The organism is Paenarthrobacter nitroguajacolicus, assembly GCF_007786235.1.
GTDB lineage: Bacteria > Actinomycetota > Actinomycetes > Actinomycetales > Micrococcaceae > Arthrobacter > Arthrobacter nitroguajacolicus_A.
This window is the reverse complement of record NZ_VNFK01000008.1, coordinates 122368-140242: the sequence shown is the minus strand read 5'-3', so window position 1 is coordinate 140242 and position 17875 is coordinate 122368. Positions and strand designations below refer to the sequence as shown.

Genomic DNA, 17875 nt, shown 5'->3' with positions numbered 1-17875 from the left:
TGAGCGCTCAAAACAACCACTAATGCCAGCTACTTGGGCGTCCAGCCTTGGCCAATCAGCGCATTCCGGACTTTGGACACGGCTGAGCGAGCGTCGTTTCTCATGTGGCGTTTTGAAATGCGGACAAGTGTCCATCCGGCGCGACTAAAGTCCTCTTCCCGCTCAATGTCCCGGACAATCTGGGCAGCATCTGAGTGGCCCTCGCCTTCGTATTCCACCGCCACCCGGAGCTCGGGACAGGATAGGTCGGGTTGACGCACGACGCCGGAACCCAGTTCGGTGGGCCGGTTCACCTCCACCTGTGGCAGCCCTGCCCGCTCAAGTGCCAGGCGAAGCCGCGTTTCGGGCCCGGAATCGGCTCCGATGCGGGCCTGCTCCAGTGCAAGGCGCGCCTTCCGGATTCCCGGTGTCCCTTTATGGCGGTCAAGCATGGTTTCAAGATCTTCACGCGTGCAGTAAGGGTCGCTGCGCCCCTCGAACTCAGCCCTTGGCGCCCGCAGGAGGTGATCAGCCACCACGGTGATCTCGTCAATGCTCATCTTCCGGGCGCAATCGAGCCACGTCCGTGCACGGCTGGTGACGAGCAAGCCGTTGTGGTTGGCAATTTCGTCCTCGAAGAACTGCCCTACATGTCCCACCACACCCTTCCTTCGCGGGATTGCCATGGTGTCCGGCCGTGAAATGTGGATGACAGATTCGTGGCTGCCCGGCAGGAAACCAGGGAATTCCCAGAGCACGAACGCCGTAGCGTGGGAGGCCGCGGAAAACGGTGTAATGACCGTGTAAGGCCGGATCGTCATGGCTAGTTCGGTCGCTTGGCCGGTGGTGGGGCTCCGTATCCCTCGGCTTGGTGAGTCAAGCCCCCAGTGCCTCCACCTCTGACGGGAGACGCCGGCGTCGAGCGCTTCTTGCCAGGTGAAAGGGGCGCCTCCAAGGCGATCGGGCAGCTGCTTGGGGATACGCATTTTCCCATGCTGGCAAATCCTTGAAGCGGGCGGGCGGTTATCCACAGGCCGCACGTACTCGCTCCCAACTGACTGGCATTAGTGGTTGTTTTGAGCGCTCAGAACAACCACTAATGCCAGTCAGTTGGGAGTGTCGGGGGTCGGGTCTAGGCTCGATGTATGGAACACACCACCACCCTGACGCAGCACGTCAACGCCAGTCCGGAGAAGGTCTGGGCGGTCCTTTCGGACATTCCAGGATCGGCCGGCACGCTTTCCGGCATCAACGCAATCCAAATGCTCAGCGAGGGTCCGTACGGTGAAGGCACCCGCTGGAAGGAAACCCGCACCATGATGGGCAGGCAGGAAACGGTCGAAATGTGGGTGTCGCACACGGACCCGCCCCGCAGCACCACCATCAAGGCCCTCCAAGGCGGCGCGGACTACACCACGCGCTTCAACTTGAGTGAGCGCGACGGCGGCACAGACCTCACCATGACGTTCGGCGCCGAGATGATCAACCCCTCCCTTCTCAGCAAGGTGGGCATGGCCTTGTTCGGCAAGATCGGGATGAGCATGACCCGGAAGGCCCTGGCCAAGGACTTGTCCGAGATCGCAGCCAAAGCGGAATCGCTCTGATGGCGGCTGTGAAGGTAGCGGCCCCTAAAATTTCGCCGGTGCGGTTGGACGAACTTCGCGACGACGACGCCCCGGACTTCCAGCGTGGCGAACGGTACGACGGCGTCAGGTTCACCAAAGTGTCCGCTGACGGGGAAGAGCTGAGTGGCTCGGATTTCATCGAGTGCGAGTTCAACGGCGTGTCCTTCAATGAGGCCCAATTGCGCGGAGCCACCTTCCGTGAGTGCATCCTCGCAGAGCCGTACGCCCCGGTCTTCACTGCGGCACGGAGCTCCTGGCAGGACGTGGAGATCAGCAATCCACGCTGGGGGTCTGCCGAACTTTATGAGGGCAATTGGCGATCAGTCCGAATCGACGGCGGCAAACTGGACTACGTGAACCTGCGTGGCTCCAAGCTCATGGACGTCCAGATTTCGGACTGCATCATCAACGAGCTCGACCTCGGAAACTGCGCAGGCACACGCGTGGCCCTGAAGAACTGCACCATCGGAACCTTGGATGTCACGGGAGCCAAGCTGAAGGACGTGGATCTCCGGACGTCGGAATTCCGCGGAATCAACGGTTTGGCGGGGCTGGCAGGCGTAATTATTGACGACTACCAGTTGAGCCTTATGGCGCCGCTGTTGGCCGGTCACTTGGGGATCCGGGTGGTCTGATGTTGTGGCGGGCCGGGCGGGTTGTCCCTTGCTGAGGGCTTCATCTGTTGACCGGCCCGCTGCGCCGTGTAATCTTTATAGAACGAACGGTCGGTATATTATTCGCGACCGGTCCCTTTCACTTCGCGAAGGATGTTCTCATGGTCGAGGCTTTTCTTGTTGGCGGCGCACGCACGCCTGTAGGTCGCTACGGTGGGGCTCTGTCCTCAGTCCGCCCGGATGATCTCGCCGCATTGGTGGTCCGGGAAGCTGTGGCGCGTGCCGGCGTCGATCCTGACTCCATTGACGAAGTCATCCTGGGCAACGCCAACGGCGCAGGCGAGGAAAACCGCAACGTCGCACGCATGGCCACCATCCTGGCCGGACTTCCCCTCCACATCCCCGGCATCACCGTGAACCGCCTGTGCGCCTCGGGCCTGAGCGCCATCATCATGGCGAGCCACATGATCAAGTCCGGTGCTGCGGACATCGTGGTGGCCGGCGGCGTCGAGTCCATGAGCCGTGCGCCGTGGGTCCAGGAGAAGCCGTCCACGGCCTTCGCCAAGCCGGGCCAGATCTTCGATACCTCCATCGGCTGGCGTTTCGCCAACCCGCTCTTCACCAAGGGCGAGCTCTCCCGCGACGGCAAGATGACCTACTCCATGCCTGAAACGGCCGAGGAAGTAGGCCGCGTGGACAGCATCTCCCGTGAGGACGCCGACGCCTTTGCCGTCCGTTCCCATGAAAGGGCCTTGGCAGCCATCGCCGGCGGGCGCTTCAAGGACGAGATTGTTCCCGTCACGGTCAAGAATCGGAAGTCCGAGACCGTGGTGGACACCGACGAGGGCCCCCGCGAGGGCACCACCATGGACGTCCTGGCTGGGCTGCGGCCTGTGGTTCCCGGTGGATCCGTGGTGACGGCAGGCAACTCTTCCACGTTGAACGACGGCGCCTCGGCCATCATTGTGGCCTCCGAAGCCGCCATCAAGAAGTTCGGCCTGACTCCGCGCGCCCGCATCGTCGACGGCGCCTCTGCAGGCTGCGAGCCGGAAATCATGGGCATCGGCCCGGTCCCGGCCACGCAGAAGATCCTGTCCCGCACCGGCCTCACCGTGGACCAGCTCGGCGCCGTGGAACTGAACGAAGCGTTCGCCACCCAGTCGCTGGCGAGCATGCGTCGCCTGGGGCTGGATCCGGACATTGTGAACAACGACGGCGGTGCCATCAGTTTGGGGCACCCGCTGGGTTCCAGCGGCTCACGTATTGCGATTACGCTGCTGGGCCGCATGGAGCGCGAACTGGCCTCCACCACTGGACCGAAACTTGGCCTGGCGACCATGTGCATCGGCGTTGGGCAAGGCACCGCGATGCTGCTGGAAGGCGTGTAATGGCTCTGAATCCGGACGACTTCACCACTCTCCTCCTTGAAGAACGCGAAGACCGCCTCACGGTTCTGTTGAATCGCCCCGAGGTCCGCAACGCGATCGATCAGACGATGGTGGATGAGCTCCATCAGGTGTGTGCCGAGCTGGAACGCAACCCGAAGGTGCTGATCATCGCCGGTACCGAAGGTGTGTTCGCTTCTGGTGCCGACATCGGCCAGCTGCGGGAGCGGCGCAGGGACGACGCCTTGCAGGGGATCAACTCCACGATCTTTGTCCGCATCGCCAAGTTGCCCATGCCTGTCATCGCGGCTTTGGACGGATACTGCCTGGGCGGCGGGGCCGAGCTGGCTTACGCTGCCGATTTCCGTATTGGTACGCCGAGCGTGCGTATCGGCAACCCGGAAACGGGCCTGGGAATCCTCGCCGCCGCCGGTGCAAGCTGGCGTCTCAAGGAACTGGTGGGAGAACCGAAGGCCAAGGAGATCCTCCTGGCCGGAGCCGTCCTGCGCGCAGAGGAAGCACTGCGGATCAGCCTCATCACTGAGATCCATGAGGCGCCCGAGCTCATGGATGCAGCGCACAAGCTGGCGGACCGGATTGGCCGCCAGGATCCCTTGGCCGTGCGCATCACCAAGTCCGTGTTCCATGCCCCCGCCGAGGCTCACCCGCTGATCGACACACTGGCCCAGGGAATCCTCTTCGAGTCCCAAGCCAAGTTCGACCGCATGCAGGCCTTCCTCGACAAGAAGTCGGCCAAGGCTTCGAAAGATTCCGACGCTTCCACGCAAGACAGGACCCAGAAATGACGACCACAGCTCCCGCCATTCCGCACGTCGTCGGTGTCCTCGGTGGTGGCCGGATGGGCGCCGGCATCGCACACGCATTCCTCACCAAGGGCGCAACGGTGATCGTGGTGGAACGCGACCACGAAGCAGCAGCAGGAGCCCAAGGCCGAGTAGCTGAGGCAGTTGCCAAGTCCGCAGCCCGCGGCACCCTGGGCGAAACTCCAGAAGAGGCGCTGTCCCGCTTCAGTACCTCCACGGATTACGAATCCTTCATTCACTGCGGACTCGTGGTGGAGGCCGTGCCCGAGGACTACGAGCTCAAGGTCACTGCACTAAAGGCTGTGGAGGAGCACTTGTCCGCGGACGCTTTCCTCGCGTCCAACACCTCTTCCTTGTCCGTGACCGGCCTTGCCAACGAGCTCCGCCGTCCGGCCAACTTCGTGGGGCTCCACTTCTTCAACCCGGTGCCGGCTTCCACCCTCATTGAAGTGGTGCTGGCCAAGGAGACGTCTCCCGAACTCGCTGTTGCGGCGAAAAGCTGGACCGAGGCACTCGGCAAGACCGCCGTCGTCGTTAATGACGCTCCTGGCTTTGCGTCCTCCAGGCTGGGCGTCGCGATTGCCCTTGAGGCTATGCGCATGGTGGAGGAAGGCGTGGCTTCGGCGGAGGACATCGACGCCGCCATGGTGCTCGGGTACAAGCACCCCACGGGTCCACTGAAGACCACCGACATTGTGGGCCTGGATGTTCGTTTGGGCATCGCGGAGTACCTTCATTCAACGCTGGGCGACCGCTTCGCTCCGCCGCAGATCCTCCGGGACAAAGTGGCGCGCGGCGAACTGGGACGCAAGACGGGCAAGGGCTTCTTCGACTGGAACGACTGACGCCCACGGGCGGTTAGGCTATCCGGGTGACTTCAATCGAACCCATCACCCTGACCGGAAAATTCGTGACGCTGGAACCGTTGAGCCAGGAACACCACGACGGGCTGGTTGATGCAGCCCGTGACGGTGATCTCTGGAAGCTCTGGTACACCTCGGTTCCGACGCCGGAGGGCATGGCGGCTGAGATCGATCGGCGCCTGGACCTGCAGGCAAAAGGCTCCATGGTGCCGTTCGCCACGCGGTCCAACGCGACGGGCAACCTCATCGGTATGACGACATACATGAACATTGATGCGGTGACGCCCCGGCTGGAGATCGGCTCAACCTGGAACGCTGCGTCGGCTCACGGCACGGGAACCAACCCGGATTCCAAGCTGCTGCTCCTCCGGCACGCGTTTGAAACCTTGGGCTGCCCGGCCGTGGAGTTTCGTACGCACTGGCTCAACCAGCAGTCCCGCGACGCTATTGCACGGCTCGGTGCCAAACAGGACGGAGTGCTGCGGAACCACTCACGCAGCGCAGATGGTGCCCTCCGGGACACCGTGGTGTTCTCCATCCTGGAGCACGAGTGGCCCGCGGTGCGGAACGGCTTGGAGTTCCGGTTGGCCAAGTACGGCGCGTAGCGCCTGTCAAGGTCTTTTCACCACACAGCCGTAGGCGTAACCTTGCCCACACATTGCCCCGGTACGCGGCCGACTGGTGGGCGAGCCGCAACTTCCGCACCTGCGGGAGGCCGGAGCCCCACGGAGCGTTATGAAGGGGAACATCATGGCAACTCATCAAGCACGACGGCGGCACACGGTTCTGGCGAGCGGGCTCGCCGCCCTGGCACTCGTGGTGGGATTCACGGCGAGTCCGGCGACTGCCGCACCACCTCCGCCCGTCAACTATGTCGCCTTGGGTGATTCGTACACGGCGGGAACGGGTGCAGGGGATCTTGCCGGACCTATCCCAGCCATTCCTTGCTGGCAAAGCGCCGGCGGATACGTGGACATCGCCGGTGCCTCCGCTCGGGTAGCCCTTATTGATAACGCCGCCTGCCACGGTGCGTTCCTGGGCCCTATTGGAACTTCCACGCCGGTCGTGCAGCAGATCGCGGAATTGAGCGGGGCTGCCCTCAACAGTGAGACCGACTTGGTGAGCATCACTGCCGGTGCCCTGGATGCGGGAAGTGGGCTCGCGTTGCAGGCGTGCGCCTCGCCCGATACACAATCTTGTGCGGTCATCGTTGCCGGGATCATCCAGAACCTGGGTATCGTCGAAGCCGCCTTGGAAGGTACTTACCAGTCCATCCAGTTTGCTGCGCCGAATGCCACCATTGCTGTCCTGGGATACCCCCGGCTTTTTGATCCCTCGGAGGGCGACATCGTGTTGGGCGGGGCCACCGTGGTCCCGGTAGCCAACCAGATCCTCGTCAACCAAGCAGTGGATGCCCTCAACGCCACCATCGCCAAGGCTGTAGCGGAGAGCGGCACCAATGCTGTGTTCGTCGACGTCGCTAAGCGGTTCACAGGCCACGCGGTGAACTCGGACAACCCATGGATCGTGCTGGACCTGACCCAGCCGTTGTTGGACGCGAACTTCCACCCCAACGACGCCGGGCACCGAGCCTACGCATCAGCCCTGCTTTCTTCAGTAAAGCTGACCCAACTCGCCAAACGGTAGGGTCTCGGCGGCAGGCTCACCCGCAGACCTGCCTTTGTGCTTAGCTGGCTCCTATGGAAGGGACAACCAAGGTCCACTGGGACGGTGCAGTGAACGCGTGGATGATTGCCGGGGACGTGTATCGGATGGGCCGGCACGAATGGGTCACCGAGGCCGGGTGGCAGCAGATGTACGACGACGGCGTCCGCACCGTTATCGATCTCCGCGCCTCCCGCGAGCGGAAGCAGCGCGACACCGATCCCCAGGTGCGGGACGATGTGAAGGCGCGCATCGACGTCGTACATTGCCCAACGGAAGACCCGGACCATAGCGACTTCAGCGAGCTGTTCGGCCCGTATCTGAAGGATCCTGAGCACTACGGGGCTTACCTGGAGCTCTTCGGGGACAAGATTGCGGCGGTCTTCAAAGCCATCGCGGCGTCGCCGGGCAAGGTGGTGGTTCACTGTTCCGCGGGCCGGGACCGCAGCGGCGTGATCGCGCTGATGCTCCAGCAGTTGGCGGGCCTCGGTGACGACGAGATCGTGCGCGGCTATGAGCTCGCTGCCAGGGGCATCAACGAGCGGCACCGCACCCATGGGGCGCCGCACGCGCACGATCCGTACCTGTCCGATGAGGACCTCGAGGCGGTACTGATACGGCGGCGTGCGAGCCTGCGGGAGTTCCTTGGTTCGCTGGACGCGGCCGGTTTCCTGGCGGCCAACGGCGTATCAGCCGAACAACTTGCTGCACTCCGGGCCAAGCTGGGGGAGCGGGCCGGAAGCGCTGCTAACATGCAGGATTGATCACACTTCCCGAATGGAATGGACGAGCCATGACCGCCGGTGCCCGCATCACCATCGTGACCCGAACCAAGAACCGCCCGATTTTCCTGGCTCGTGCGCTGGATGACATCTTCGCCCAGACCTCGCAGGACTTCGAATTGGTGGTAGTCAACGACGGCGGAGATCCGGCCGACGTCGAACGCCTCACCTCCCAGCGGTCGGACGCGGAGCAGGCCCGCATTACCACCCTCCACCATTCGGAATCCGTGGGCATGGAAGCCGCGTCGAACGCCGGGATCAAGGCCGGCAGCGGCGAGTTCGTCGTGATCCACGATGACGATGATTTCTGGGCACCGACGTTCCTGGAACGCACGGTCGCGTACCTCGACGACCCAGCGCACGCTGCACAGGCCGGCGTTATGGTCCGGACGGAGATCGTCATCGAGGAGTTGGTGGAGGACAGGATCGAGCCCGTCCGCCGCGAGATCTTCTGGGCGGACATGCGCCAGATAACCCTCGCGGACATGCTCAGGATCAACCGTGCGGTGCCTATTTCCTTCCTATACCGTCGCAGCCTCCATGACGCCGTGGGCTACTACAACGAGGATCTGCCGGTGGTGGGCGACTGGGAGTTCCACTTGCGGGTCCTCAGCCACTCGCGCGTAGGGTTCCTGGACGGTGAACCCCTTGCGTTCTGGTCGCAGCGGCCCGAATCCGAGGGGCATGATGGCAACAGCATCTTCGCCAAGGCCGCCGAGCACGCCCACTACGATGCCTTGGTCCGCGACGAACATCTCCGCGACGGCGTGGCCCAGGGTGGGCTGGGCACGGTGTTGTACCTGTCCCGCATCCTTGCGGAGCAGGAGGAGCTGATCCGCGCCCAGCAACGCCGCCTCGACGAATCCGCGGCCAAGCTCGACCACGTTTTGGAACGCTTGGACGCCCTGAACCAGACGCTGATTTCCCGCACCAGCGTGGGGGAGTTCCTCAAGAAGCCGTTGCTGTTGGCGAAGAAGCTGGGTGGTCGGGGCTAGGCCCCCAGGAAATAACTGCTGTACTCCTCCGGGCATTCATGTACCCTGTATATATTACCGAACGGCCGGTCAGTAATGTTGGCTCCAGTCACACTCTGACCGTGCCGATTTCCTGTGCCTTGGAAGGACCCGTCGACGATGACCACTACCGCAGTCGCCCCGGAAACCACAGCCGTTGCCACCGTCCCCAGCTACGTCCAGGATGCCTGGTGGACCCCGGCACCTGATGCGAAGAAGGTCCCGGTTCGTGACGCCAGCACCGGAGAAGTCCTGGCGAACGTGAGCACCGACGGCCTGGACCTGTCCGCCGTCGTGAACTTTGCCCGGACCACAGGCCAGGCAGAACTTGGGAAGCTGACGTTCCACCAGCGCGCGCTCAAGCTCAAAGAGCTTGCCATGTACCTGAACGGCCGGCGCGAGGAACTGTACGCGTCGTCGTCGCAGTCAGGCGCCACCAAGATCGACAACATGATCGACATCGACGGCGGCATTGGCGTGCTCTTCACCTTCGGTTCCAAGGGCCGCCGTGAACTGCCCAACTCGCAGGTGGTGGTGGACGGCCCCATGGAAACCCTGTCCAAGGATGGCTCATTCGTTGCCGAGCACATCTACACCCGCATTCCGGGCGTCGCCGTGCAGATCAATGCCTTCAACTTCCCTGTTTGGGGCATGCTGGAGAAATTCGCACCGTCCTTCCTGGCCGGTGTCCCCACCATCGTGAAGCCGGCTACGCCCACGGGCTACGTTGCCGCTGCGGCGGTCAAGGCGATCATCGAGTCCGGCATCCTTCCGGCAGGCTCCCTTCAGCTGATCTCCGGGTCCGCCCGAACCATCCTGGACGAACTCGACTACCGCGACCTCGTCTCCTTTACTGGTTCCGCGTCCACCGCAAACTCCCTCAAGAGCCACAACAACGTGGTGCAGGGAGGCGTCCGGTTCACTTCCGAGACCGACTCCCTCAACGCCGCAATCCTGGGCCCCGACGCCGTCCCCGGCACTCCCGAGTTCGACGCTTTCATCAAAGCCGTCGTCACCGAGATGACCGTCAAGGCAGGGCAGAAGTGCACCGCCATCCGCCGCATCATCGTTCCACAGGAGTTGACCGCTGATGTCGCGGCCGCCGTCGGAGCCCGCATCACCGAGCGCGTGGTCGTCGGCGACCCGCGCGCCGAGGGCGTCACCATGGGCGCCCTCGCGTCGCTGGAGCAGCTCGCCGACGTCCGCGCTGCCGTTCAGTCAATGCTCGACGCCGGCGGTGAGCTTGCGTACGGATCTCTTGATGCGCCGTCGGTCACCTCGGTTGGCGGCACCGTAGGCGTGGTGGAGGACGGCGCGTTCATGTCGCCGGTCCTCCTTAGCTGGGCTGATGCCGAAGCCGAGGAAGTCCACTCCCTTGAAGCCTTCGGTCCTGTTTCTTCGGTGATCGGCTACTCCGACGTTGCCGATGCCGTCCGACTGGCCGCCCGCGGCTCCGGTTCGCTGGTAGCCTCCGTCTGCACCAACGATCCCGCCGTGGCCCGCGAGCTGGTCATGGGCATCGCCGCCCACCACGGCCGCGTGCACATGCTCAACCGCGAAGACGCACGCACATCCACCGGCCACGGCTCGCCCGTCCCGCACCTGGTCCACGGTGGTCCCGGCCGCGCCGGCGGCGGCGAAGAACTGGGCGGTATCCGCTCGGTCCTGCACCACATGCAGCGCACCGCCATCCAGGGCTCGCCCAACATGCTCACCGCGGTGACTGGCCAGTGGCACACCGGCGCCGACCGCAACTTTACTGTTGAGACAGAAGGCGAGCACCCGTTCCGGAAGCACCTCTCGACCCTCCGCATCGGTGACGCCGTGCGTTCGGAGCTGCGCCAGGTGACCCTCGAGGACATCACCGCCTTCGCCAACTCCACGGGAGACACGTTCTACGCGCACACCAACCAGGAAGCTGCCGAGGCCAACCCGTTCTTCCCCGGCATCGTGGCCCACGGTTACCTGCTGCTGAGCTGGGCAGCCGGACTCTTTGTGGAGCCCGCGCCGGGTCCCGTGCTGGCCAACTACGGCTTGGAGAACCTGCGCTTCATCACCCCCGTTGCGGCCGGCGACTCCATCCGCGTCACGCTGACGGCCAAGAAGATCACCCCGCGTGAGACCGACGAATACGGCGAGGTGGCCTGGGACGCCGTCCTGACCAACCAGAATGACGAGATCGTGGCCACCTACGACGTCCTGACCCTCGTGGAGAAGTAACCCTCTCTCACCTCCCGTGGGGTTTGGGGTGGCGCTCTCTCATGTCCCGTGGGGTTTGGGGTGGCGCTCTCTCACTTCCTCGCGTATGACTTTTCTGATCGCGACGTCGTAGCCCAGGAAGAGCATGAACTCGCTCCAGGCGTCGTGCCAGAGTCGGGTCCGAACCACGGCTGGGGGCCAGGCTGTATTGATCGCGTCGATGGACATCGCCGCGAGCACACAGTCCACGCGAGCACACAGTCCAGAGGATGGTTTTGCCACTCGGTCATTTCCCCTACGACCTACACGGTGATCCCGGAGATGGTGTCCTTGGAAACCGTCGCGCCGGACACGTCGGCGAAATGCACCGCAATCTCCGCGGTAGTGAGCCCTTTCGCGCTCAAGGACAGAACGATTCCGTCGACGACGGTCGTCCGACGCTGTCGCTTCTTCATCGTTTGGGGGATCGAACGTGGACCCAGTATCCCGGGGCACATCCATCTCCACCGGGCCAATCTCGGTCACCAACTCTTGCTGATCCACCTCAGTCGCCCTGGGACCCATGGCCTCGCTCATGATCAGTCCTCCCCGCAGGCCAACGTTTGGCGTGTCAGGCCAACCCCGGATCCATCGTTATGAAGACACCCCCAGGAAGCCGTCACGGCGGACCCGAGGACTGGTGTTTGCTCTCTGACGGCCGGTCGGGTGTGGGATGTGAGTGAGGGTTGGCGGGTTGGGGTGTGGGAGGTGAGAGAGGGTCAGGCGGCCGTGTGGAGCCCGTCGAAGGCCATGGTGATGACGTCGTCCGCGAGCTTTTCAGGGGACAGGGAGCCTCCGGGCTTGTACCACTCAACGATCGAGTTGATGGTGCCGAACAGCAGGCGCGTGACCGTGCGGGGATCGATGTCCTGGCGCAAGGAGCCGTCCTCACGGGCAGCCGAGATCAGCTCAGCCACCTTGTGGTCGAACGCACGCCGGCGTTCCAGTGCGTCCCGCTCGATCTCCGTGTTTCCGCGCAAGCGCAGGAGCAGGGTCACGAACGGCAACCTGTCCACCAGCACAGCGATGGTTTGCCGCACCACGAACTCGAGCCGCGCGTCGGCCGGCCCGGACGTGGCTGAAGGCTCTTCCAGGATGGCCTCCAGGCCGCCCAGCGCGTGGTCCAGGGCGAGCTTCAGGAGATCGCCCTTGGACGGCACGTGGTGGTAGATGGCTGACTTCGAGATCCCCAGGTTCTCGGCCAGGATGCCCATGGACGTTGCATCGTACCCGTGGCGGTTGAACACGTCGACGGCGATGCGGAGCACCGACTGCTGGTCGTAACCGGGCCGTCCGCGCTTGGTGGTGGTCTCAGTAGGCATGCTGGCATTTTCTCACGATCTCAACGGCGGAAGGCGCTCAGCCCTTGGGACGCATGTCGTAGATGCGGCGGAGCTTGCCGTTGGAGCGCTCAAGGGAACCGGGCTCCACCACATCAACGACGCAAGATGACCCGACGTGAATCTTGATCTGCTCACGCAAGGTGTGTGCCGCCGTCGTGCCTGCCTCGGACGGAACGTTCTCGCGGCGCTCAATCTTCACAGTCAGCGAATCCATGCGCTTGCCCTCAGGGCGGGTGATTTCGAGCTGGAAGTGCGGGCTGAGCTCCGGGATGCGCAGGGCGATTTCTTCGATCTGCGACGGGAAGAGGTTCACGCCGCGGAGGATGATCATGTCGTCGCTGCGACCGGTGATGCGGCCCATCCGGCGGTGAGCGGGGCGTGCGGTGCCGGGAAGCAGGCGGGTAAGGTCCTTGGTGCGGTAGCGGATGATCGGCAGCGCTTCCTTGGTCAAGGATGTGAACACGAGTTCTCCGGGTTCGCCGTCGTCCAGGACCGTGGAGTGATCGAAGGGGTCGATGATTTCGGGGCGGAAGTGGTCTTCCCAGATATGGCAGCCGTCCTGCGTTTCAACAGCCTCGCCGGCAACGCCCGGGCCCATGACCTCGGAGAGCCCGTAGATGTCCGAGGCCTTGATGTTCATGGTGACCTCAAGTTCGTGGCGCATCTCTTCGGTCCACGGTTCGGCGCCGAGCACTGCGTACTTGAGCGAGGTGGAGGTGGGGTCGATGCCCTGGTGTGCCATGGCGTCCGCAATGGTCAACAGGTAGGTCGGCGTGGCCAGGATGGCGTCCGGCTTGAAGTCCTGGATGAGCTGGATCTGGCGTTCAGTCTGGCCGCCGGACATCGGAATAACGGTGCAGCCGAGCGCTTCGGCGCCGGCGTGAGCGCCCAGGCCGCCGGTGAAGAGGCCGTAGCCGTAGGCGTTGTGGACCTTCATGCCGGGCCGGACGCCGGAAGCGCGGAAGGAACGGGCCACCAGGGTTGCCCAGTTGGCGAGGTCGTTCTTGGTGTAGCCCACCACTGTGGGACGGCCGGTGGTGCCGGAGCTGGCGTGGATGCGCGCCACCTGGTCCTGCGGGACGGCGAACATGCCGAAGGGGTACTCCAGGCGCAGGTCTTCCTTGGTGGTGTAAGGGAACTTGCCAAGGTCGCTCAACTCGCGGAGGTCCGACGGGTGCACGCCGGCTTCGTCGAACTTGCGCTTGTACAGCGGAACGCGATCGTACGCGTAGGCCACCGTGTGCTGGAGGCGGCTGAGCTGCAGGGCCTCCAGTTCGTCGCGGGAGATGGTCTCTTCACGGTCCAGCACGGGAGCAGTTGCCTTCGATGGGGAAGCTGTGGGTGCGGCCACGGTGTTCTGGGTCATGAGGTTCCTACTTCTTGGAGATAGTGCGGCTGCGGCCTCGGAACTCAGCAATGAGTTCGCCGGGCGCGGTGTCCGGGGTGGCATCGGCGTCGGCCGCGTAGATCTGGATGTCGTACAGGCCGCTGCGGCCGGTACTCGCGCGGCGGTCTGCGACGGCGGTGATCACCTGGCCTTGGAACGCCGGCTTGATGAAGTTGATGTCGACGCCGGACGCCACAGTGATGTTGGCAGCTTGCTTGGGCGTGGGGTTGGCCGGGTTGCAGGCCAGGGCAAAGGCGGTGTCACCGAAGGCGAAGATCATTCCGCCGTGTGCCATGCCGAAACCGTTGAGCATTTCCTGGCGGAGGTGCATGCGGATGGTGGCATGGCCGTCGTCGATCTTGAGGACTTCGATGCCCATCCATTCGGACGCGTAGTCGTTCGTCAGGATGTGGTGCGAAGCACCGGAGAGGGTTGTTTCAACCATGCGTCATTGCCTCCAGCTTTATTTACCGAATGTTCATTAGGTAATCCCAGATCGCGCCACGTGTCAAGACTGGACCACGATTCAGCCATAGCTAGTAGCCTCGAGTGCATGCCCGAAATTGAGCTTCCCATCATCACTGATCGACTTGTCCTGCGGCGCTTCGAGGCTGAAGACCTCGACCGTTTCCACGGCTACCAATCGCTGCCCGAGACTGCGCGGTTCCTTTTACGCAATGAGCTGACCAAGACCAAGTCCATGGAAGTCCTTGGTCGGTACGCGAATTTCGAGTTCAACCAGGAAGGGGACTGGGTTTGCCTGGCTATCGAGCGCAAGGAGCAGCCGGGCCTGTTGGGTGAGGTGGTGCTGAAGTGGCTGGAGGGGACCGGCCAAGCCGAGCTGGGCTGGATCCTGCACCCGGACGCCCGCGGCCACGGCATTGCCACTGAGGCGGCCGAGGCCGTGCTGAAGCTTGCGTTCGAGCAGTTTTCCTTCCACCGCGTTGATGCGAAGCTGGATGCCTTGAATGTAGGGTCGGCCGGTATTTGTCAGCGCTTGGGCATGCGGCTCGAAGCAACCTTGGTGGACAACTGGCATTACAAGGGCCAGTGGGCCACCGAGAACATCTACGCCATTCTGGACTCGGAGTGGCGCACGCGGCACCATCCATGGACCCGGACCATCAGCTGACAGGCCACGCCTTATGGTGCTTCAGCTGGTCGGTCAGCTGCTCCTCGGGCAGCGGCCGGCTGAAGTAGTATCCCTGGCCGCTGGTGCAACCGATGCTCAAGAGATACTCGGCCTGCCCGGCGTCTTCGATGCCCTCCCACACGGCATTCAGGCCGCATGCCCGGATGAGTTGCAGCACGGCGGCAAGCAGGGCGGGCTGCGACGGGTCGCTGCCCAAGGCCGAAAGAAGCGTCCGATCCACCTTCACCGCGTCTACGGGCAACCGCCGGAGATAGCTGATGGAGGAGTAGCCCGTGCCGAAGTCGTCGATTTCCAGTCCCACGCCCAGGCGGCGCAGGCTCATGAGCGTATAACGGTCCAGGTCGTTGCCCTGGATGACGGCGCTTTCGGTCAGTTCAAGGACCAGGAGCGAGGGGTCCAGATCGGCGGAGGCCAAGGCGTCCCGCACGTCTTCGATGAACTCCAGTCGCTGCAAGTCTGCAGCCGATACGTTGATGCGCATGGTGAAGTCGTGGCTCGCCGTCAGGGGGTCGCTGCGCCATTTCTTCAACTGTTCGACGCCGGTGCGGAGCACCCAGCCGCCCAGGTCGGAGATCATTCCCGTTTCCTCGGCGATGGGGATGAACTCGTCCGGCATGATGATCCCACGGGAAGGGTGGTTCCACCGGACCAGGGCTTCCACACCTTCGATTCCGCGGGTGTCCAGGCGGATGATGGGCTGGTAGTAGAGCACCAGTTGCGAGCCCGCGATCGCGTCTTTGAGCTCGCCCACCAATTGGTTCCGCATCTGCCGGGCATGCAACATGGCCGGTTCAAACACTTTGAGCTTGCCGCGTCCATCAGCCTTGGACTCGTACATGGCGATGTCTGCTTCCATCATCAGCTCTTCCGCCCTCTGGCCGGGGTCGGCCATCCGGAGGCCCATGCTGGCACCACAGCGGAGATGCTGACCCTCAATCTCCATGACGCCCACCACTGCAGCGAGGATGCGGTTGCCAATGGAGGCCGCCACCGCAGGGGTCACGTCCGGGATCAGGACAGCGAATTCGTCCCCGCCCATCCGGGCCACCATGTCTTGGCCGCGAACGGCCCCGCTGATGCGATTGGCTACGGTTTCCAGGACTTTGTCGCCGATGGTGTGGCCCAAGGAGTCGTTGATGGCCTTGAATCCGTCCATGTCCAACAGGAGTATGGCCGCACGGGTGCCGCGTTCCTCCCCAACAGCTTGGGCTTCGCTCAAGGCGGAGGCGAAGGCGGAGCGGTTGTGCAGGCCGGTCAGCGGATCAGTCATAGCCATGTGTTGCATCGCCAAGTGGGCTTCGTTGAGCTGCTGCGTCCGGGCCTGCACCCTTTGTTCGAGCTCTTCGTACACGATCTGGAGGTCTTCGGCCAGGAGGTTGGTTCCCATGATCACAGCATCGATTTCATCGCGTGCGTCCGAGACTTCGATCCTGGTGTTGAGATCCCCAGCGGCCAGCCTGACGATGCCTTCCAAGAGCAACCCCAAGCGGGGGTCGTCGCCGGAGTACATTTTCTCTTCGGACATGCTCACTCCCCGTGTGGCCGGCCTCTTTGCTCATCGACATGGCGCAGATGCTCCCGGACAGCCACACTGCGTTCGGGCAAAGCTGCTTGTTCGAACAACGCGGCTGCTTCTTCGAATGTAGCAAGCGCTTCCTCTCGCCGCCCGGACGCCAGCAATGTCCGGGCAAGCAGGAAGTGTGCCTCAGCGGAAGTTTGCTTGGCTAATATCGAGGACCGTGTGCAGAGGGGTTCAAGGATTGCCGCAGCCTGCTGCATATCCCCACTGAGGAAATACCAACGGGCGCGGACCAGGGACATTTCCAAATGGTCGCGTTCGGAGCCACCCACAATGTCCGTGGCGAGCTCGGCCCTTTCAATGCAGCGCAGGGTCGCGGCGTCACTGAGTTTCGCCTGAAGCCGCATTTCAGCGGAAGCCCGGTTGAAACGCGCCCATAAATCAACGTCTTTTGACGGCGAGAGCCTCTCGGCGGCAAGGTCGTGATAGAGCCCTCCGTCAGCCACGCGGTCAGCCAGGAAAGCAACGTTTCCAATGACCCAATAGCCTTTGCCCGCGGTGTCTTCGTCAACATCGTCGGTCAGCAGTGTTTCCAGGACCAGGCACTCCCGCCAAGCATCGTCCAGGAGTCTGCTTTCGGCCAGGGCGGCGATCAGGGCGCGTTGGGCAAGGATCTGGACGTAGACCAGGTCGGATTCGCGTGCAGCCAGCTTCGCCGCGTCAGCAGCCATGGTGGCGGCCTCGGCAAGTCGGCCAAGGCCTTGGAAAGCTATGGCTACCATGGTGCCTGCCTTGGCGCCGAGTTCGGGCGACGTGGCAGTCAGGCTGTGGTCGTTGAGCTCCACTGCCAGGCTGAGGTACTCCTCAATCCGGCCTTGATCCCGGAGGCATTCGGCTTGGAGGTACCGCATGTTCCACCAGGATTCCTCATCCCCGGCGAGGGTGGAGAGCTCTGCGGCGTCGCCTGCCAGGCGAAAGGCTTCATCGAAGTCCCGTTCCTTCCATTTGGCGCGCGCCGTGAGACCGGCAACGTGGTGGGAGGCTAACTGGGGACTGTGCATATGCCCATTATCCATGTCATTGAAGAAGAAAAGCTCGTATAGTTTGCCCCGTGACTTTATTCAAGTCACAGTCAACAAATTCGCATCAGTACGAAAGGGCATAGCGGATGAAAAAATTTGCGGCAACCCTGCTCATGGCGGCGGTTCTGGCAGTAACGGGATTCGCTGCTCCGGCTAATGCCGAGCCTACGCAGGACAGCACGGCAATCGGCTGGTGGCCGAACAGCACCACCACAGGCAAGACGAACACCACCAGCATCGGATGGTGGCCGAACTAAACATTGGGGGAGCGCCCCTCAAGGGCCACTTGACGTAAATTGATGCCCCGGGCTCCAGTCCGGGGCATCAGTTTTGTTTCGCTGCATGTCGCGCTTTAGTGACGGCAGAACACATGAACGGGCCAGGCATTGACACAGTTGTCACA

The 17875-nt window shown here is 63.2% G+C and carries 19 protein-coding genes and 1 pseudogene; 12 read left to right on the top strand and 8 right to left on the bottom strand.

Annotated features, from left to right (window positions below):
* Positions 1–29: 29 nt before the first annotated feature.
* On the bottom strand, positions 30–800 hold the full coding sequence (locus FQP90_RS12375; RefSeq protein WP_244296746.1) for a DUF559 domain-containing protein: 771 nt from the start codon (positions 798–800) through the stop codon (positions 30–32).
* Between the two features lie 324 nt (positions 801–1124).
* Between FQP90_RS12375 and FQP90_RS12370 the strand changes: the two genes are divergently transcribed.
* The 10 genes from FQP90_RS12370 to paaZ all read left to right on the top strand — a co-directional run bounded on the left by FQP90_RS12370 (position 1125) and on the right by paaZ (position 10970).
* The gene (locus FQP90_RS12370) at positions 1125–1583 is read left to right on the top strand and encodes an SRPBCC family protein (RefSeq protein WP_144650737.1); all 459 of its coding nucleotides are present in this window, start codon (positions 1125–1127) and stop codon (positions 1581–1583) included.
* Positions 1583–2239, top strand: a complete 657-nt coding sequence (locus FQP90_RS12365) for a pentapeptide repeat-containing protein (RefSeq protein ID WP_144650734.1) — start codon at positions 1583–1585, stop codon at positions 2237–2239. Before FQP90_RS12370 ends, FQP90_RS12365 begins: the two co-directional genes overlap by 1 nt.
* Positions 2240–2379: 140 nt before the next feature.
* Entirely contained in the window at positions 2380–3606 is a 1227-nt protein-coding gene (locus tag FQP90_RS12360; protein ID WP_144650730.1) for a thiolase family protein, read from the top strand.
* The gene (locus FQP90_RS12355) at positions 3606–4409 is read left to right on the top strand and encodes an enoyl-CoA hydratase/isomerase family protein (protein ID WP_144650727.1); all 804 of its coding nucleotides are present in this window, start codon (positions 3606–3608) and stop codon (positions 4407–4409) included. The genes FQP90_RS12360 and FQP90_RS12355 overlap by 1 nt, the downstream gene beginning before the upstream one ends.
* Positions 4406–5272 carry a 3-hydroxyacyl-CoA dehydrogenase family protein gene (locus FQP90_RS12350; protein WP_144650725.1) on the top strand — a complete coding sequence of 289 codons (867 nt, stop codon included), beginning with the start codon at positions 4406–4408 and terminating at the stop codon, positions 5270–5272. The genes FQP90_RS12355 and FQP90_RS12350 overlap by 4 nt, the downstream gene beginning before the upstream one ends.
* Before the next feature lie 26 nt (positions 5273–5298).
* The gene (locus FQP90_RS12345; protein WP_144650722.1) at positions 5299–5895 is read left to right on the top strand and encodes a GNAT family N-acetyltransferase; all 597 of its coding nucleotides are present in this window, start codon (positions 5299–5301) and stop codon (positions 5893–5895) included.
* A 145-nt stretch (positions 5896–6040) separates the two neighbouring features.
* Positions 6041–6937, top strand: coding sequence for an SGNH/GDSL hydrolase family protein (locus FQP90_RS12340; protein ID WP_144650719.1), 897 nt, complete (start codon positions 6041–6043; stop codon positions 6935–6937).
* A 53-nt stretch (positions 6938–6990) separates the two neighbouring features.
* Positions 6991–7719 (top strand): tyrosine-protein phosphatase, encoded by a 729-nt coding sequence (locus FQP90_RS12335; protein WP_144650716.1) that lies wholly within the window; start codon positions 6991–6993, stop codon positions 7717–7719.
* A complete protein-coding gene (locus FQP90_RS12330) occupies positions 7716–8732 on the top strand; it encodes a glycosyltransferase family 2 protein (RefSeq protein WP_244296745.1) in 1017 nt (338 codons plus the stop codon). Before FQP90_RS12335 ends, FQP90_RS12330 begins: the two co-directional genes overlap by 4 nt.
* 138 nt (positions 8733–8870) lie before the next feature.
* The gene (paaZ, locus tag FQP90_RS12325; RefSeq protein ID WP_144650713.1) at positions 8871–10970 is read left to right on the top strand and encodes a phenylacetic acid degradation bifunctional protein PaaZ; all 2100 of its coding nucleotides are present in this window, start codon (positions 8871–8873) and stop codon (positions 10968–10970) included.
* Between the two features lie 39 nt (positions 10971–11009).
* Here the strand turns inward: paaZ and FQP90_RS12320 are convergent, their stop codons facing one another.
* The 5 genes and pseudogenes from FQP90_RS12320 to FQP90_RS12300 all read right to left on the bottom strand — a co-directional run bounded on the left by FQP90_RS12320 (position 11010) and on the right by FQP90_RS12300 (position 14163).
* Positions 11010–11231: a hypothetical protein gene (locus FQP90_RS12320; RefSeq protein ID WP_144650710.1), complete on the bottom strand. Its 222-nt coding sequence runs from the start codon at positions 11229–11231 to the stop codon at positions 11010–11012.
* Positions 11232–11254: 23 nt separating this feature from the next.
* A pseudogene (locus tag FQP90_RS12315) lies at positions 11255–11462 on the bottom strand (transposase); the annotation flags it as partial.
* 245 nt (positions 11463–11707) lie between these two features.
* Complete coding sequence (locus FQP90_RS12310) at positions 11708–12310, bottom strand: TetR/AcrR family transcriptional regulator (protein ID WP_144650707.1); 603 nt, start codon at positions 12308–12310, stop codon at positions 11708–11710.
* Positions 12311–12347: 37 nt separating this feature from the next.
* Positions 12348–13697, bottom strand: coding sequence for a phenylacetate--CoA ligase PaaK (gene paaK / locus FQP90_RS12305; RefSeq protein ID WP_144650704.1), 1350 nt, complete (start codon positions 13695–13697; stop codon positions 12348–12350).
* A 7-nt stretch (positions 13698–13704) separates the two neighbouring features.
* Positions 13705–14163 carry a hotdog fold thioesterase gene (locus FQP90_RS12300; protein ID WP_144650701.1) on the bottom strand — a complete coding sequence of 153 codons (459 nt, stop codon included), beginning with the start codon at positions 14161–14163 and terminating at the stop codon, positions 13705–13707.
* Positions 14164–14271: 108 nt separating this feature from the next.
* Between FQP90_RS12300 and FQP90_RS12295 the strand changes: the two genes are divergently transcribed.
* Entirely contained in the window at positions 14272–14850 is a 579-nt protein-coding gene (locus tag FQP90_RS12295; protein WP_144650698.1) for a GNAT family N-acetyltransferase, read from the top strand.
* Here FQP90_RS12295 and FQP90_RS12290 read toward each other — a convergent pair.
* On the bottom strand, positions 14843–16396 hold the full coding sequence (locus tag FQP90_RS12290) for a putative bifunctional diguanylate cyclase/phosphodiesterase (RefSeq protein WP_144650695.1): 1554 nt from the start codon (positions 16394–16396) through the stop codon (positions 14843–14845). The genes FQP90_RS12295 and FQP90_RS12290 overlap by 8 nt on opposite strands.
* Positions 16397–16398: 2 nt before the next feature.
* Positions 16399–17451: a hypothetical protein gene (locus FQP90_RS12285; RefSeq protein WP_144650692.1), complete on the bottom strand. Its 1053-nt coding sequence runs from the start codon at positions 17449–17451 to the stop codon at positions 16399–16401.
* A 107-nt stretch (positions 17452–17558) separates the two neighbouring features.
* Here FQP90_RS12285 and FQP90_RS23305 point away from each other — a divergent pair, with 107 nt between their 5' ends.
* Complete coding sequence (locus tag FQP90_RS23305) at positions 17559–17729, top strand: hypothetical protein (RefSeq protein ID WP_017199100.1); 171 nt, start codon at positions 17559–17561, stop codon at positions 17727–17729.
* Positions 17730–17875 lie beyond the last annotated feature (146 nt).

Coding starts and splice junctions, on each gene's coding strand:
- FQP90_RS12375 (WP_244296746.1), bottom strand. CDS start 800: ATGACGATCCGGCCTTACACGGTCATTACACCGTTTTCCGCGGCCTCC.
- FQP90_RS12370 (WP_144650737.1), top strand. CDS start 1,125: ATGGAACACACCACCACCCTGACGCAGCACGTCAACGCCAGTCCGGAG.
- FQP90_RS12365 (WP_144650734.1), top strand. CDS start 1,583: ATGGCGGCTGTGAAGGTAGCGGCCCCTAAAATTTCGCCGGTGCGGTTG.
- FQP90_RS12360 (WP_144650730.1), top strand. CDS start 2,380: ATGGTCGAGGCTTTTCTTGTTGGCGGCGCACGCACGCCTGTAGGTCGC.
- FQP90_RS12355 (WP_144650727.1), top strand. CDS start 3,606: ATGGCTCTGAATCCGGACGACTTCACCACTCTCCTCCTTGAAGAACGC.
- FQP90_RS12350 (WP_144650725.1), top strand. CDS start 4,406: ATGACGACCACAGCTCCCGCCATTCCGCACGTCGTCGGTGTCCTCGGT.
- FQP90_RS12340 (WP_144650719.1), top strand. CDS start 6,041: ATGGCAACTCATCAAGCACGACGGCGGCACACGGTTCTGGCGAGCGGG.
- FQP90_RS12335 (WP_144650716.1), top strand. CDS start 6,991: ATGGAAGGGACAACCAAGGTCCACTGGGACGGTGCAGTGAACGCGTGG.
- paaZ (WP_144650713.1), top strand. CDS start 8,871: ATGACCACTACCGCAGTCGCCCCGGAAACCACAGCCGTTGCCACCGTC.
- FQP90_RS12310 (WP_144650707.1), bottom strand. CDS start 12,310: ATGCCTACTGAGACCACCACCAAGCGCGGACGGCCCGGTTACGACCAG.
- paaK (WP_144650704.1), bottom strand. CDS start 13,697: ATGACCCAGAACACCGTGGCCGCACCCACAGCTTCCCCATCGAAGGCA.
- FQP90_RS12300 (WP_144650701.1), bottom strand. CDS start 14,163: ATGGTTGAAACAACCCTCTCCGGTGCTTCGCACCACATCCTGACGAAC.
- FQP90_RS12295 (WP_144650698.1), top strand. CDS start 14,272: ATGCCCGAAATTGAGCTTCCCATCATCACTGATCGACTTGTCCTGCGG.
- FQP90_RS12290 (WP_144650695.1), bottom strand. CDS start 16,396: ATGTCCGAAGAGAAAATGTACTCCGGCGACGACCCCCGCTTGGGGTTG.
- FQP90_RS12285 (WP_144650692.1), bottom strand. CDS start 17,451: ATGCACAGTCCCCAGTTAGCCTCCCACCACGTTGCCGGTCTCACGGCG.
- FQP90_RS23305 (WP_017199100.1), top strand. CDS start 17,559: ATGAAAAAATTTGCGGCAACCCTGCTCATGGCGGCGGTTCTGGCAGTA.